We start from the raw sequence: 14,053 nt of genomic DNA on the forward strand, positions 1-14,053 counted from the left end.
TCTCCTCTTCTTGTTTCGTCACGGTGCACGGGCGACACAGGGCCTACGACCCGGCGCATCCAGAGCATCCCGGTACCAGTGAACCTCGCTCACGCCACACTGCGTGGCGCGGCTCGCTGCTATCAGGATCTTGGGGGTGGCCACCGACATTGCCGGGTTCCCCGTCGTCGGCTTCCGCCGACCTCGCTCCACCCTAAGGAGCGCGCACACAGGCCACAACTCGGCCTGTGGATAACGTTGGGGAGAATCTGCGCGAAACGCCGCGCTGCTTGTGCACAACCTGTGGGGAAAGGTGTGGACTAAAAAAGAATCTCGGCGCGTAAATAACCTTTGACCTGCTCTTTTTCTCTCCACACCCTGTGTGTAGAAAACAGTTCCATTCTTGTGGTGAAACGTGTTTCCCGGGCGTTTCGCCCTGTGTACAAAGCTGCGGAAATAGCCCGTTAACAGGTGTAGCGGCGGGCATCGGCCCGCCGCTACACTTTCTGCTTATCGTGCCTACTTGGCAGCGACCACCTGGAGGGTGATCACGGCGGACAGGTCGTCGTGAAGACGAACCGTGGCCTCGTGGTCACCGACGACCTTGATGGGCGACGTGATCTCGATCTTGCGCTTGTCCAGCTCGCCGATCCCGGCGGCCTTGACGGCCTCCGCGATGTCGGACGTCTTGACGGAACCGAAGAGGCGACCTTCGCGGCCGGCCTTCACGGTCAGCTTGACCTTGGTGGCCTGGAGCTTCGCCTTGAGGTCCTGCGCCTGCTCGACGGTGTGGAGTTCACGAGCGACACGAGCCGCCTTGATCTGCTCCACCTGCTTCTCACCACCGCGGGTCCACGCGATAGCGAAGCCCTGCGGGATGAGGTAGTTGCGTGCGTAGCCGTTCTTGACGTCGACGACGTCTCCGGCCGAGCCGAGGCCGGTGACCTCGTGCGTCAGAATGAGTTTCGACATATCCGTATCTCCTAACGGCCCGAGCCGGCGTAGGGGAGGAGTGCCATCTCGCGTGCGTTCTTGACGGCACGGGCGATGAGGCGCTGCTCCTGGACGGAGACACCGGTGATGCGGCGGGCGCGGATCTTTCCACGCTCCGAGATGAACTTCCGCAGGGTCGCGACGTCCTTGTAGTCAATGACGCCGACGCGAATCGACTTCGCCGGAGCGGCGTTCTTGCCGTCCTTGCCCTTGCGGATCGGCTTGCGGCGGTCGCCGCTCGACTTTCCAGCCATGATTTCCTTTGCTTTCCGCTCTCATCGAAGCCCGATGGAGCTGGTGAATGTTGGTGACCCTTAGAAGGGAGTCTCGTCGCTGTAGCTGCCCGGCGTGTTCCAGACGTCTGCTCCTGAGGAGGAGGCGTCTGCAGGCGCCGATGCCGCCCACGGCTCTTCGACGGCGCCGCCACCGGAGGAGAAACCTCCAGGGCCACGGCCAGACGACTGCGCGCGCGTGATCGAAGCGGTGGCGTAGCGCAGCGACGGGCCGATCTCATCGATCTCGAGCTCGATCGAGGTGCGCTTCTCACCTTCCTTCGTCTCGTAGGAACGCTGCTTCAGACGGCCCTGCGCGATGACGCGCGACCCCTTCGTCAGCGAACCGGCGACGTGCTCGGCGAATTCACGCCAGACGCTCGCACGCAGGAAGAGAGCCTCACCGTCCTTCCACTCGTTCGCCTGACGGTCGAACGTGCGGGGTGTGGATGCGATGGTGAAGTTGGCAACCGCGAGCCCGTTCTGCGTGTAACGCAGCTCCGGGTCGCTGGTGAGGTTGCCCACCACGGTGATGACGGTCTCGCCAGCCATGGGACTAGGCGCCAGCCTTGTCGGCGGCGGCAGCCTTGGCGGGAGCGGCAGCCTTGCGGGCGGCCTTCTCGTCGGCGAGCTTCGCAGCGGCGGCGACCTGAGCGATCGCCTCTTCCGCACGGAGGACCTTGGTGCGCATGACGGCCTCGCTCAGCTTCAGCTGGCGGTCGAGCTCCTTGGTGGTCTCACCGTTCGAGGTCAGCTGAACGACGGCGTAGATGCCCTCGGTCTTCTTGTTGATCTCGTAGGCGAGACGACGGCGGCCCCAGATGTCGACGTTGTCGACGGATCCACCTGCGTCGCGAACGACGTTGAGGAACTTGTCAAGGCTGGGAGCAACGGTGCGCTCGTCGATCTCTGGATCGAGGATGACCATCAACTCGTACTGATGCATGACTAACCCACCTCCTTTGGACTTGGCGGCTACAGACGGTCTGTAGCAGGAGGGTTCTACATCTGTCGTGCGGGCATACGTCTGCCCAGACAACCTGTCCAGCGTAGCGGACGCGGGCGTGTCGCGCCAGTCGGCGGCAGGGGACGGGGCTTCGAGGAGTGCGTTGGTCATGCATCCACCATCGTGGGGAACCGCTCAGGCTGGAACAGCCGGTCAGGGAACCGTGGACAACCCGCCCGGCGGGCACCCTGTGGAAAACCGCCCGGCGCCGCCCGTCAGAACTGTCCGTCAGTGCTGCTCGTCCCACCACGCCAGCAGACGCTTGGTCGCCTCCTCCTCGCCGAGCGGGCCGTCGTCGAGCCGCAGCTCCAGCAGGAACTTCATCGCCAGCCCCACCTCCCTGCTCGGCTTGAGGCCCAGGATGCGCATGACCTGCTCGCCGTCGAGGTCGGGACGCACCGCATCCAGTTCCTCTTTCTCCTTCAGCTCGGCGATGCGCGCCTCGAGATCGTCGTACGCGAACCCGAGCCTGTCGGCCTTGCGCCGGTTGCGGGTGGTGACGTCGGCGCGCGTGAGCATGTTCAGCCGCTCCAGCTCGGGCCCGGCATCCCGGATGTAGCGGCGCACGGCCGAGTCCGTCCAGCTGGCGTCCGCGTATCCGAAGAACCGCAGGTGCAGTTCGATCAGCCTGGATACAGAGTCGATGGTCGACTTGTCGAACCGCAGCGCGGTCAGACGCTTCTTCGCGAGCTTCGCCCCGACCACGTCGTGATGATAGAAGCTGACGACGCCCCCCGGCTCCAGCTTGCGCGTCGCCGGCTTGCCGATGTCGTGCAGGATCGCGGCGAGCCGAAGCACGAGGTCGGGCGCCTCCCCGGGGTGGCGTTCCTTCTCGTAGCCGATCGCCTGGTCGAGCACGGTGAGGCTGTGCTGGTAGACGTCCTTGTGGTGGTGGTGCTCGTCGATCTCCAGCCGCAGCGCCGGGATCTCGGGGATGACCTGCGCAGCGAGCCCCGTGGACACCAGCAGTTCGATGCCGGGCCGGGGGTCGTCGGTGCAGAGCAGTTTGCTGAGCTCGTCGCGCACCCGCTCCGCGCTGACGATCTCGATGCGCTCGGCCAGCTCGGCCATCGCATCCTTGGTCTCGTCGTCGACGGTGAAACCGAGCTGCGAAGTGAACCTGGCCGCCCTCATCATCCGCAGCGGGTCGTCGCCGAACGAGATGGCCGGCGTGCTCGGTGTGGTGAGCGTACGGCTCAGCAGGTGCTCCACCCCGCCGGACGGGTCGACCAGCTTCACCTCAGGGATGCGCAGGGCGAGCGCGTTCACGGTGAAGTCGCGGCGCAGGAGGTCGCCCTCGAGCGTGTCGCCGAACTCGACGTCCGGCTTCCTCGTCGTGCCGTCATAGCTGTCGGTGCGGTACGTGGTGATCTCGACCGTGTCCTCGCCGAGCCGGGCGCCGATCGTGCCGAACTGGCGTCCGATGTCCCACACTGCGTCCGCCAGCGGGGAGACGACGCGCAGGATGTCGTCCGGCCTGGCATCGGTCGTGAAGTCGAGGTCGTGCACCGGGCGGTCGAGCAGCGCATCCCGCACGGGACCGCCGACCAGGGCGAGCTCGTACCCCGCTCCGGCGAACGCGGAGGCCAGGGTCGAGACCGTCGCCGAACGGGCGAGGTCGCCGAGGCGAGCGAGGGAATCGGCGACGCTGTGCATGGTGCACCAGTTTAATAGGGGCGCTCCCGCTGGCGCGCTCGTCGGGGTCTCACAGCGGGCGGCCTCTAGAATCGTCGACATGGAGGCCGAGTCGGGATCGTGCATCGTCGCATGAGCGCACCCCGATTCACCCGACTTCAGAGGGTGAGAGGCCTCGCCGCGCTCGTCTGCGCGGCCGTGGCCGTCGCGCTCGTGCCGGCCGGCGCATCCAGTGCCGCCGTGCGGGATGCGGGTGCGAGCGCAGCCAACGACAGCACCGCCGTGAGTCGCAGCATCACCGCCGGCGCCGCATCCACTGTCGCCGCAGCCACCTCGACCGACGACATCTCCGCCTCCCTCGCTGCAGACAACGGCGGCGTGCTCTCCCCGACGCAGGACCTCGTCGTCTCCGTCACCGTCACCAATCCCACAGACAGCTCATACGCCGCCGGCTCCGTCACCCTCTGGCTCGACCCTGCCGCGCAGAAGTCGCGCGCCTCGCTCGACTCCTGGCTCACCTCCACCACGGCCGTCTCCGCCAAGACGACCATCGGCGAGGCGCCCGTCACCGTCCTCGAGCCAGGCACCAGCACGGTCGTCCGCGTCACCGTGCCCGCAGCGACCGTGCCGTTCGGCACCAACCCCGCTTCTGCCGTCTACGGCATCGGCGCCACGGTCTCCGCCGGCGACAAGACAGTGGATGCGCGGGGCAGCGTCACCTGGAACCCCGGCGTCGCAGGCACCCGCTCCGAGGTCAGCGTCGTCATGCCGATCGTCAGCCCATCCACCTCCGACGGACTCATCTCGGCCGCCGACCTCACCACGTACACCGCACCGAACGGTGTCCTGACCCGCGACCTGGACGGTCTGATCGGCCACAGCACGGTCACGGTCGGCATCGACCCGATGATCGTCGCGTCCATCCGAGCGCTCGGCAACGCGGCGCCGCCCACCGCGAGCGACTGGCTGAACCGCCTCGCCGGCCTGCCGAACGACACCTTCTCGCTCGGCTTCGGAGACGCCGACGTCACCGGCCAGCTCCAGGCGGGCATCCCGGCCCCGCTCGCGCCGACCTCGCTCGCATACGCGCTCGACCCGAAGAACTTCACCCCGTCCCCCACGCCGGTCGGAGAGCCGTCCACGGCCACCCCCACCCCTCCGGCGGAGACGCCCACGCCCACGCCCACCAACGGCACGGACGTCACCCTGCCGACGCTGGACGAGCTGGTGGCCTGGAAGTACTCGCTCACCGGCATCGGCTGGCCTGGCGACAACACGGTGCGCGCAGCGGATCTCGGCCCGCTCGCCGCCGCAGGGCTGCGCAGCGTGATCGTCTCCGGATCGAACACCAACCAGAAGACGCTGGAGAGCACTCCCAACGCGACCTTGTCGTTCGACGGCGGCAAGATGCTGGTCTCCGACGAGGCACTGTCGACCGCGATCCGTCAGGCGGAGTCCGCGCCGAGCGATGTCGCCTGGAACACGGCCATGTCGAAGGTCAACGCCCAGCTCGAACTCATCAGCGCCGAGGGCTCGCAGTCCAAGCAGCTGCTCGTCTCGTTCGACCGCTCCTGGCCGTCGAGCGGCACTCAGCTGCGCCGCACCCTGGAGTCGCTGTTCGCGTCGCCGTGGTCGACCCCGTCAACCTTGCCGTCCACGTCGTCTGCTCCGTCCTCCTCCGGGCTGGCCCTGACGGACGCTCCCGAGCCGCAGACGCGCACCGACAACATCAAGGCGCTGGTGCAGGACGAGCAGTCGATCGACGCGTTCGCGACGGTCCTCGACAAGCCGGAGACGATGACGGGTCGCACCCGCGCCCAGCTGCTCACGCTGTTCGCCGTGTCCTGGCAGAATCCGCGCACCGACTGGACGGCCGCGGTCGCCGCCTCCAGGAAGTCGACGACCGACACCCTGCACTCGATCAAGATCCTGCCGACAGAGAACGTCAACCTGGTCAGCGCGCAGGGCTCCATCCCGTTCACGGTCAGCAACGAGCTGAAGGACGAGGCTGCGAACCTGGTGCTCACCGCGTCGCCATCCAACAGCAGGCTCGAGATCGACCAGAACGCGACAAAGCGCATCCCCCAGGACTCCCGCGCAACCATGCTGGTTCCTGTCAAGGCCAAGCTGGGCAACGGCCAGGTGGTGCTGTCCCTGCGCCTCTACAGCCCCACCGGCGTGGCGATCGGCGACCCGAGCGCCGTGACGGTGGATGTGCACGCGGACTGGGAGGGCATCGGCGCGCTGATCTTCGGCATCCTGCTCGTGCTGCTGTTCGGCTTCGGCATCGTGCGCAACATCCTGAGGCGCCGCGACCAGCGCCGCAAGGAGCAGGCAGGGGATGCGGAGAGCGACGCGGACGACGCCGACGACGCGGCCGCCAAGCCCGCCGATCCAGAGCACCCCGCCGATCCAGCGCACCCCACTGACCCCACGACCCCGCCAGACGGAGGCGCCCGTGGCTAGCATCGGCCGCGCCAGCGCCGTGCTCGCCTCGGGGACGCTCGTCTCGCGCATCCTGGGCTTCGCGAAGGCGTGGCTGCTGCTGCAGGCGATCGGAGCCGTCGCGTTCGCGTCCAATGCGTACGCCACGGCGACCATCGTGCCGAACAGCATCTACGCGATCATCGCCCAGGGCATCCTGAACGCGATCCTGGTGCCGCAGATCGTGCGCGCATCGGTCAACGCGGACGGCGGCAAGGCGTACATCAACAAGCTGGTCACGCTGGGCATCGTCGTGTTCGCCGCCGTCGCCCTTGTCGCGACGCTGCTGTCGCCCGTGCTGATCGCGCTGTTCGGCCTCCGCGGCGCAAAAGCCGACCTGGCGACCGCGTTCGCATACTGGTCGCTCCCGCAGATCTTCTTCCTCGGGCTGTACACGCTGCTCGGCGAAGTGCTCAACGCCCGCAAGTCGTTCGGCCCGTTCACCTGGGCGCCCGTCGTCAACAACATCATCGCGATCGGGATGCTCGTCGCGTTCATCGTGACGTTCGGCGCCGACCCGAGCGGCACCCGCAGCCACGACTGGACGGCGGGCATGATCGCCCTGCTCGCCGGTGGTGCGACGCTCGGCGTGGCCGTGCAGGCCCTCATCCTGTTCTTCTTCTGGCGGCGCATCGGTCTGCGGTTCCGGTTCGACTTCGGCTGGCGTGGTGTGAATCTCGGCCACGCGGGCAAAGCGGCAGGCTGGACGTTCGCCATGCTGATCGCAACGCAGGTGGCCGGCCTGGTCGAGACCAACGTCGCCAACTCGGCCGGCACGGGAAACGCCGGACCGTTCGTGATGAACAACGCCTGGCTGATCTTCATGCTCCCGCACGGCATCATCGCCGTCTCGATCGTGACCAGTTTCTACACCAGGATGGCCGAGCACGCTCATCAGAGGGACGTCGCGTCCTTCCGAAGGGACTTCTCCTCCGCCACCCGCTCGATCATGCTGCTGATCACCTTCTCGGCCGCCGCGCTGATCGTCGTCGCGTTCCCCGTGGCGCGGGTGTTCACCGTCGACTACCAGGCGTTCGGGTGGGTGCTGATCGCCTACCTGGTGGGCCTTGTACCGTTCTCGCTCGTGTTCATGGCCCAGCGCGCCTTCTATTCACTGGGTAACACACGCACACCGTTCTTTTTCACGCTCGCGCAGGTCGTCGTGATCGTGATCGGCGTGCTCGTGTGCCTGGCCGTGCCTGCCGAGGTTCGCGCCGCATCCGTCGCCCTGGTGGTGTCGCTGGCGAGCGTCGCCCAGGCGGTTCTGGCGTTCGCTCTGCTGCGCCGCCGCACCGGGGGAGTGGACGGGCGGCGCATCCTGAGCGGGCTGTGGCGCTTCCTGGTGGCCGCGCTGGCGGCGATGGTGGCCGGCGGCGGCTTCCTCGTGATCATGGGCGGGGTTGATGCCGGCGCCTTCCCCGTGAGCGGGATCGTCGGCGCCGTCGTGTCCTCCGCTGTCGTCGGAGTGGTGATGCTCGTGGTGTACATCGGCATCCTGACACTCCTGCGTTCGCGCGACCTGCAGGCCGGTGTTGCGCCGGTTCTGAACCGTTTGGGCGTCCGCTCCGAACTCACACGTGAAACGGAATAGCATCCGCCTAGGATGTGTTCTACACCTCAGCGGTCCGGTTCTGGACCGTTACAGATAGTGCAAGGAGCTCCCGCCGTGCGGCAGATCATCATCATCGGTTCCGGCCCAGCCGGTTACACCGCGGCCATCTACGCCGCGCGCGCCAACCTCCGGCCGCTGCTGATCGCTTCCTCCGTCGAAGCGGGCGGCGAACTCATGAACACCACGGAGGTCGAGAACTTCCCCGGCTTCCCCGATGGCATCATGGGTCCCGACCTCATGTTCAAGATGCAGGCGCAGGCCGAGCGATTCGGCACGGAGGTCGTCCTGGACGACGTCGTGTCCGTCGACCTCACCGGCGACGTGAAGAGCGTCACCCTGGGCTCTGGCGCCAAGCACGAGGCCCTCTCGGTGATCTTCGCCACGGGTTCCGCGTACCGCAAGCTCGGTCTCCACGACGAGGAGCGCCTGTCCGGACACGGTGTGTCCTGGTGCGCCACCTGCGACGGCTTCTTCTTCCGGGAGCGCACGATCGCGGTCGTCGGCGGCGGCGACTCTGCAATGGAGGAGGCCAACTTCCTCACTCGCTTCGCCGACAAGGTCTACGTGATCCACCGCAAGGGCGAGCTGCGTGCATCCAAGATCATGCAGGACCGCGCGTTCGCGAACGAGAAGATCGAGTTCGTGTGGAACTCCGAGGTCGTCGCGATCAACGGCGAGGAGACCGTGCAGAGCGTCACCCTTCGGGATGTGCTGTCCGGCGAGCAGAGCACGCTGGAGCTCCAGGGGCTGTTCATCGCGATCGGCAACGACCCGCGCGTCCACCTGGTGCACGGTCAGCTCGACCTGACACCGGAGGGCACCATCGCGGTCGCCGGTCGTTCGTCCAAGACCAAGGTCGCCGGTGTGTTCGCTGCCGGTGATGTGATCGACCCGTCGTACCGTCAGGCGATCACGGCAGCCGCATCCGGAACCGTGGCGGCTCTCGACGCGGAGCACTACCTCACGACCCTCCCCAAAGACCTGCTGGACCAGACCGTCGAGGTCGAGTCCGGCGATCTCGAACTCACCACCACCGCATAAGGAGAAACTAGAAATGTCTGCAGCACGTTCGGTCACGGACGCCTCTTTCGAGAGCGACGTCCTCAACAGCGAGAAGACGATCCTCGTCGACTTCTGGGCAGAGTGGTGCGGCCCGTGTCGCGCCGTCGGCCCGATCCTCGACCAGATCGCCGCTGAGCACTCCGACAAGATCGAGATCGTGAAGCTCAACGTCGACGAGAACCCGCAGACCGCTGCGAAGTACCAGATCACCTCCATCCCCGCGATGAAGGTGTACCAGGGCGGAGAGGTCGTCAAGACCGTCATCGGCGCCAAGCCGAAGCCTGCCCTCGAAGCCGACCTGGCCGCCTACCTCGCGTAGCCGACCAGCTCTTCACAGACCCGTCCGGCACACATGCCGGGCGGGTCTTTTTTTGTACTCGGTCGTGCACTCTCGCGCATCCCCCGATTTCGGGCTCGGCGCACCACCCAAATAGCATTGGCAAACGGCGTAAGAAACGGAAGACAAGTGACTGAACAGGGCAGCCCGCTTTCACGCGGCAACAATCTGGACCCGTGGTACAACCACTACGCGCAGCGCACCAGCGGCCTGGCCGCCAGTGAGGTCCGAGCCCTGTTCGCCGTCGCCAGCAGACCGGAGGTGGTTTCCCTGGCCGGCGGCATGCCGTACGTCGCGGCGCTCCCGGAGGATCTGGTCGTCGGCGCGATGGACAGGGTCATGCGCGAGCAGGGTCCCGTGGCCCTGCAGTACGGCTCCGGTCAGGGCGTTCCGGCGCTGCGTGAGCAGATCCTGGACGTGATGGCGCTAGAGGGCATCAAGGCGAGCGCTGACGACGTGGTCGTGACCACCGGCTCGCAGCACGCGCTCGAGCTGTTCAGCAAGCTGTTCATCGACCCCGGGGATGTGGTGCTCGCCGAGGGCCCGAGCTACGTCACCGCGATGGTGATCTTCCGCTCGTACCAGGCCGAGGTGGACCACGTGCCGATGGATGAGCACGGTCTCATCCCCGAGGCGCTCCGCGAGCACATCGCGCGCCTGAAGGCCGCGGGCCGCAAGGTGAAGTTCTTGTATACGGTGCCGACGTTCCACAACCCGGCCGGTGTGACCCTGAGCTGGGAGCGCCGCCTGGAGATTCTGGAGATCGCCAAGGCCAACGACATCCTCGTACTCGAGGACAACCCGTACGGCCTGCTCTATTTCGGTTCGCGCCCGCCTGAAGCGATGCGTTCGGTGGAGCAGGACGGCGTGGTGTACCTCGGCACGTTCTCGAAGACGCTGGCCCCAGGGTTCCGGGTTGGCTGGGCGCTGGCGCCGCACGCGATCCGCGAGAAGCTGATCCTGGCGAACGAGGCGGCCGTACTGAGCCCGAGCTCGTTCAGCCAGCTGGTGATCTCGGAGTATCTGCGCGACGCGGACTGGAAGGCGCAGATCGACACCTTCCGCGGCGTTTACCGGGAACGCAAGGAGACGATGATCTCCGCGCTGGAGGAGTATCTGCCCGAGCTGACCTGGACCAACCCGAATGGCGGCTTCTACGTGTGGCTGACGTTGCCGTCGCACCTTGACTCGAAGGCGATGCTCCCGCGCGCTGTCACGGAGCTCGTCGCGTACACGCCGGGAACGGCGTTCTTCGCGGACGGCTCGGGCGCCCAGAACATCCGCTTGTCGTTCTGTTACCCGACGCCAGAGAGTATCCGGGTCGGGGTGCGCAGGCTTGCGAACGTGATCAACGGCGAGCAGGACCTGCTGGACACCTTCGCCGGAACCGGCCCGCTGTTCTCATCTCGTCGTGAGGCGAACAGTCCGAACCCGCCCACCGACCTGCGCTGATCGCCGCCCGCGCGCATCCGCGACGTGACATCAAACCCGCTTCGTTCTCAAAGAAAGAGCTGATCATGGCACAAAACGCCGCTCTCGACATCGTTGTGCTGGCCGGCGGGATCTCGCACGAGCGCGACATCTCGCTCCGCAGTGGTCGCCGCGTCGCCGGCGCGCTGAACTCGCTCGGGCACCGGGTGACCTTCCGTGACCCTGATGCGTCTCTGCTCGCCTTCCTCTCCGAGAACCGGCCGGATGTGGTGTGGCCGGCCCTGCACGGCGCGAGCGGCGAGGACGGCGCGCTGCGTTCACTGCTGGAACTGACCGGCATCCCGTTCGTCGGCTCGCGCACCGACGCGTCGCGTCTCGCCTGGTCGAAGCCCGCCGCCAAGACGATCGTGGCGCGCGCCGGGGTGGCGACGCCCGCATCCGTCGTGCTGCCGAAGGAAACGTTCAGGGAGCTGGGCGCGAACAGCGTGCTGGCGACGGTGCTCGACGGCCTCGGCGTCCCGCTCGTCGTGAAGCCGGCGCAGGGCGGTTCCGCCCAGGGCGTGACGATCGTCGAGAAGGCGGACGAGCTGCCGCGCGCGATGGTGGATGCGTACACGTACGCCGATGTGGCCCTGATCGAGCGCAAGGTCTCCGGCATCGAGGTCTCGGTGGCCGTCGTGGACACGGGAGAGGGTCCCGAGGCGCTTCCCGCGGTCGAGATCGAGCCGGTGGGCGGGGCGTACACCTTCGATGCCCGGTACAACGCCGGGGAGACGCGCTTCTACACCCCGGCGCGACTGGACGAGACGACCGCCGCCGCGGTCGCGGAGGCTGCAACCACCGCTCACGTCGCGCTCGGCCTGCGGCACCTGTCGCGCATCGACCTGATCGTGGATGCGGACGGGGTGCCGTGGTTCCTGGAGGCGAACGTTCTCCCCGGACTCACCGAGACCTCGATCATGCCGCAGGCGATCGCCGCAGCGGGTCGGGACCTGGGGGATGTCTACGCAGCGCTGGCACTGGCCGCTATCGCGGACGCGTAGGGGAGGGGTTTTCGCCTTCCCGGCTAGCGGAAGGTCGGCCCGCTGAAGCTCGGCTGGCCGATCTCATCCAGGATGCGGTTGAGGTCCTGTATCGTCGCAAAATCGACCACGATCTGGCCTTTTCGTGCTCCGAGGGAGATTTTCACTCGCGTATTGAGCCGGTCTCCGAGCTTGTCGGCGATCTCATCGAGGTGGCCGCGGTGCTTCCCGGCCGTGGCCTTGGTGCGCACCGGCTTCGGGTTCTTGCTCGCCGCCGCCTCCGCTGCACGGACGGACAGATCCTCGTTGACGATCTTGTCCGCGAGGTGCTTCATCGCCTCTTCGTCTCCGACCGACAGGATGGCTCGCGCGTGTCCAGCGCTCAGAACGCCCGCGGCGACCCGGCTTTGCACGGCCGAAGGCAGCTTCAGGAGGCGCAGCGTGTTGGTGATCTGGGGCCGGGAGCGCCCGATCCGGGAGGCCAGCTCTTCCTGCGTGATGCCGAAGTCCGCGAGAAGCTGCTGGTAGGCGGAGGCTTCTTCGAGGGGGTTCAGCTGCGACCGGTGCAGGTTCTCAAGCAGCGCATCCCGGAGCATGTCTTCGTCCGCGGTGTCCTTGACGACCGCCGGGATGGTGTCGAGACCGAGCTCCTTGGTCGCGCGCAGCCGGCGCTCGCCCATGATCAGCTCGTATTTGTCCGTCTGGCCGGGGATGGGCCGCACCACGACCGGCTGCAGCACACCCACCTCGCGGATGCTCGCGACGAGTTCATCGAGCGCCTCGCGGTCGAACTCTGTACGCGGCTGAACGGCGTTCGGCACGATGTCCGCGGGGGAGAGGTTCGCCAGACGCGCTCCGGGAACCGCGACGAGGTCGTCCTTGACCGCCACACCGGACGATTCGGGGAAGAACACGTCGACCGGCCGCGCCGACTGGTCGGTGGTGGGGATGAGGGCGCCGATTCCTCGGCCCAATCCTGTGCGCTTCGCTGCCATTAGCGGGGTGCTCCTCTGCGTGCAATCTCCGCGGCCGCCTCCAGGTAGGAAAGCGACCCCGACGAGTTCGTGTCGTAACTGATGACGCTCTGCCCGTAGCTGGGGGCCTCCGAGATGCGGACGGAGCGCGGAATGATCGTCTTGAGAACTTCCTTCGGGAAGTGGTCCCGCACGTCTTCCGCCACCTGGTGCGCCAAGTTCGTGCGCGAGTCGTACATGGTGAGGAGGATGGTCGAGACCTGCAGCTTGGGATTGAGGTGCCGCTCGATGAGCTGGATGTTCTTGAGGAGCTGGCTCAGGCCTTCGAGGGCGTAGTACTCGCACTGAATCGGGATCAGAACCTCGGTGGCAGCAACAAATGCGTTGATCGTCAGGAGTCCCAGCGACGGCGGGCAGTCGATCAGGACGTAATCGAAGTCGTATTCTTCCAGGAACCGAGTGAGCGCCCGACCGAGCCGCTGTTCGCGGGCAACCATGGAAACGAGCTCGATTTCCGCACCGGCCAGGTCGATCGTGGCCGGAACAACAAAGAGCCCGTCGAACTCCGGGCACTTCTGGATGACTTCATCCAGCTCTTTGTCGTTGACGATCACGTCGTACACACTCGGCGTGCCCTCACGGTGCTCCACGCTGAGAGCAGTGGATGCGTTCCCCTGAGGGTCGAGGTCGATCACCAACACACGCGCCCCGGATTTGGCGAGCGCGGCCGAGAGATTCACGACGGTCGTCGTCTTTCCGACGCCGCCCTTCTGATTGGAGATCGTGAAGATACGGGTGCGCGACGGCAGGGGGAGCGTTTCCGAGGCGATAGCCTCCCGACGCCGCGTCAGTTCGTGGATCTCCTGCGCCAACGGCGTGGATGCGTCGAAGCTCGCAGGGCTCGTTCCGACCTGGGCATCCTGGTCCGGTTGTTTCACGTGAAACCTTGTCGCTCGATCGTGGTGCACGGCACCGGGTGTCTGGAGTAAGTGCGGGGGAGGCCGCGCGCTCCGCGACCGTCAATCAACTCTATCTCGGATGCGGCTGGCTCCGATCCGCTGCGCGGCGCGCTGTGGATATCTGCATCCTGTGGACAGTTGCGCCCTCGTTCGCGTGCGTTCCGTAGGTGAGATCGACGGCGACGCTCCCGGCCCGCGTGACATGGGCCAGCAAGCAGGGGCGAACTAGTTGCCTTTCGCGATACGCGGCAGTGGGCAGCCCGCAATGCGGAGTCGGCAAGCGGCAA

At 66.6% G+C, this 14,053-nt stretch carries 13 protein-coding genes; 6 read left to right on the plus strand and 7 right to left on the minus strand.

Going from position 1 to position 14,053, the window contains the following annotated elements; genetic code table 11:
- Positions 1-498: 498 nt before the first annotated feature.
- The 5 genes from rplI to ACIRCZ_RS11520 all read right to left on the minus strand — a co-directional run bounded on the left by rplI (position 499) and on the right by ACIRCZ_RS11520 (position 3,906).
- A complete protein-coding gene (rplI, locus tag ACIRCZ_RS11500; RefSeq protein WP_055897235.1) occupies positions 499-951 on the minus strand; it encodes a 50S ribosomal protein L9 in 453 nt (150 codons plus the stop codon).
- Positions 952-962: 11 nt separating this feature from the next.
- Positions 963-1,226, minus strand: coding sequence for a 30S ribosomal protein S18 (gene rpsR, locus ACIRCZ_RS11505; RefSeq protein WP_055897232.1), 264 nt, complete (start codon positions 1,224-1,226; stop codon positions 963-965).
- Positions 1,227-1,286: 60 nt separating this feature from the next.
- On the minus strand, positions 1,287-1,796 hold the full coding sequence (locus tag ACIRCZ_RS11510; RefSeq protein WP_055897229.1) for a single-stranded DNA-binding protein: 510 nt from the start codon (positions 1,794-1,796) through the stop codon (positions 1,287-1,289).
- A 4-nt stretch (positions 1,797-1,800) separates the two neighbouring features.
- Positions 1,801-2,190 (minus strand): 30S ribosomal protein S6, encoded by a 390-nt coding sequence (rpsF, locus tag ACIRCZ_RS11515; RefSeq protein WP_055897225.1) that lies wholly within the window; start codon positions 2,188-2,190, stop codon positions 1,801-1,803.
- 288 nt (positions 2,191-2,478) lie between these two features.
- Positions 2,479-3,906 (minus strand): CCA tRNA nucleotidyltransferase, encoded by a 1,428-nt coding sequence (locus tag ACIRCZ_RS11520; protein WP_402853113.1) that lies wholly within the window; start codon positions 3,904-3,906, stop codon positions 2,479-2,481.
- 111 nt (positions 3,907-4,017) lie between these two features.
- On the opposite strand from ACIRCZ_RS11520, the gene ACIRCZ_RS11525 reads away from it, so the two are divergent.
- The 6 genes from ACIRCZ_RS11525 to ACIRCZ_RS11550 all read left to right on the plus strand — a co-directional run bounded on the left by ACIRCZ_RS11525 (position 4,018) and on the right by ACIRCZ_RS11550 (position 11,854).
- Positions 4,018-6,351 (plus strand): DUF6049 family protein, encoded by a 2,334-nt coding sequence (locus ACIRCZ_RS11525; RefSeq protein WP_402853116.1) that lies wholly within the window; start codon positions 4,018-4,020, stop codon positions 6,349-6,351.
- Positions 6,344-7,960: a murein biosynthesis integral membrane protein MurJ gene (gene murJ / locus ACIRCZ_RS11530; RefSeq protein ID WP_402853119.1), complete on the plus strand. Its 1,617-nt coding sequence runs from the start codon at positions 6,344-6,346 to the stop codon at positions 7,958-7,960. Before ACIRCZ_RS11525 ends, murJ begins: the two co-directional genes overlap by 8 nt.
- A gap of 75 nt (positions 7,961-8,035) precedes the next feature.
- Entirely contained in the window at positions 8,036-9,022 is a 987-nt protein-coding gene (trxB, locus tag ACIRCZ_RS11535) for a thioredoxin-disulfide reductase (RefSeq protein ID WP_055897219.1), read from the plus strand.
- A gap of 13 nt (positions 9,023-9,035) precedes the next feature.
- Positions 9,036-9,362: a thioredoxin gene (gene trxA, locus ACIRCZ_RS11540; protein ID WP_055897216.1), complete on the plus strand. Its 327-nt coding sequence runs from the start codon at positions 9,036-9,038 to the stop codon at positions 9,360-9,362.
- A gap of 147 nt (positions 9,363-9,509) precedes the next feature.
- The gene (locus ACIRCZ_RS11545; RefSeq protein ID WP_402853124.1) at positions 9,510-10,832 is read left to right on the plus strand and encodes a PLP-dependent aminotransferase family protein; all 1,323 of its coding nucleotides are present in this window, start codon (positions 9,510-9,512) and stop codon (positions 10,830-10,832) included.
- Positions 10,833-10,897: 65 nt separating this feature from the next.
- A complete protein-coding gene (locus tag ACIRCZ_RS11550; protein ID WP_402853127.1) occupies positions 10,898-11,854 on the plus strand; it encodes a D-alanine--D-alanine ligase in 957 nt (318 codons plus the stop codon).
- A gap of 23 nt (positions 11,855-11,877) precedes the next feature.
- On the opposite strand, the gene ACIRCZ_RS11555 is transcribed toward ACIRCZ_RS11550, so the two are convergent.
- Entirely contained in the window at positions 11,878-12,828 is a 951-nt protein-coding gene (locus ACIRCZ_RS11555; RefSeq protein ID WP_402853130.1) for a ParB/RepB/Spo0J family partition protein, read from the minus strand.
- Positions 12,828-13,745 carry a ParA family protein gene (locus ACIRCZ_RS11560; protein ID WP_055897202.1) on the minus strand — a complete coding sequence of 306 codons (918 nt, stop codon included), beginning with the start codon at positions 13,743-13,745 and terminating at the stop codon, positions 12,828-12,830. The genes ACIRCZ_RS11555 and ACIRCZ_RS11560 overlap by 1 nt, the downstream gene beginning before the upstream one ends.
- Positions 13,746-14,053: the final 308 nt, after the last annotated feature.

It is taken from the genome of Leifsonia sp. NPDC102414 (genome assembly GCF_044765685.1).
Lineage (GTDB): Bacteria > Actinomycetota > Actinomycetes > Actinomycetales > Microbacteriaceae > Leifsonia.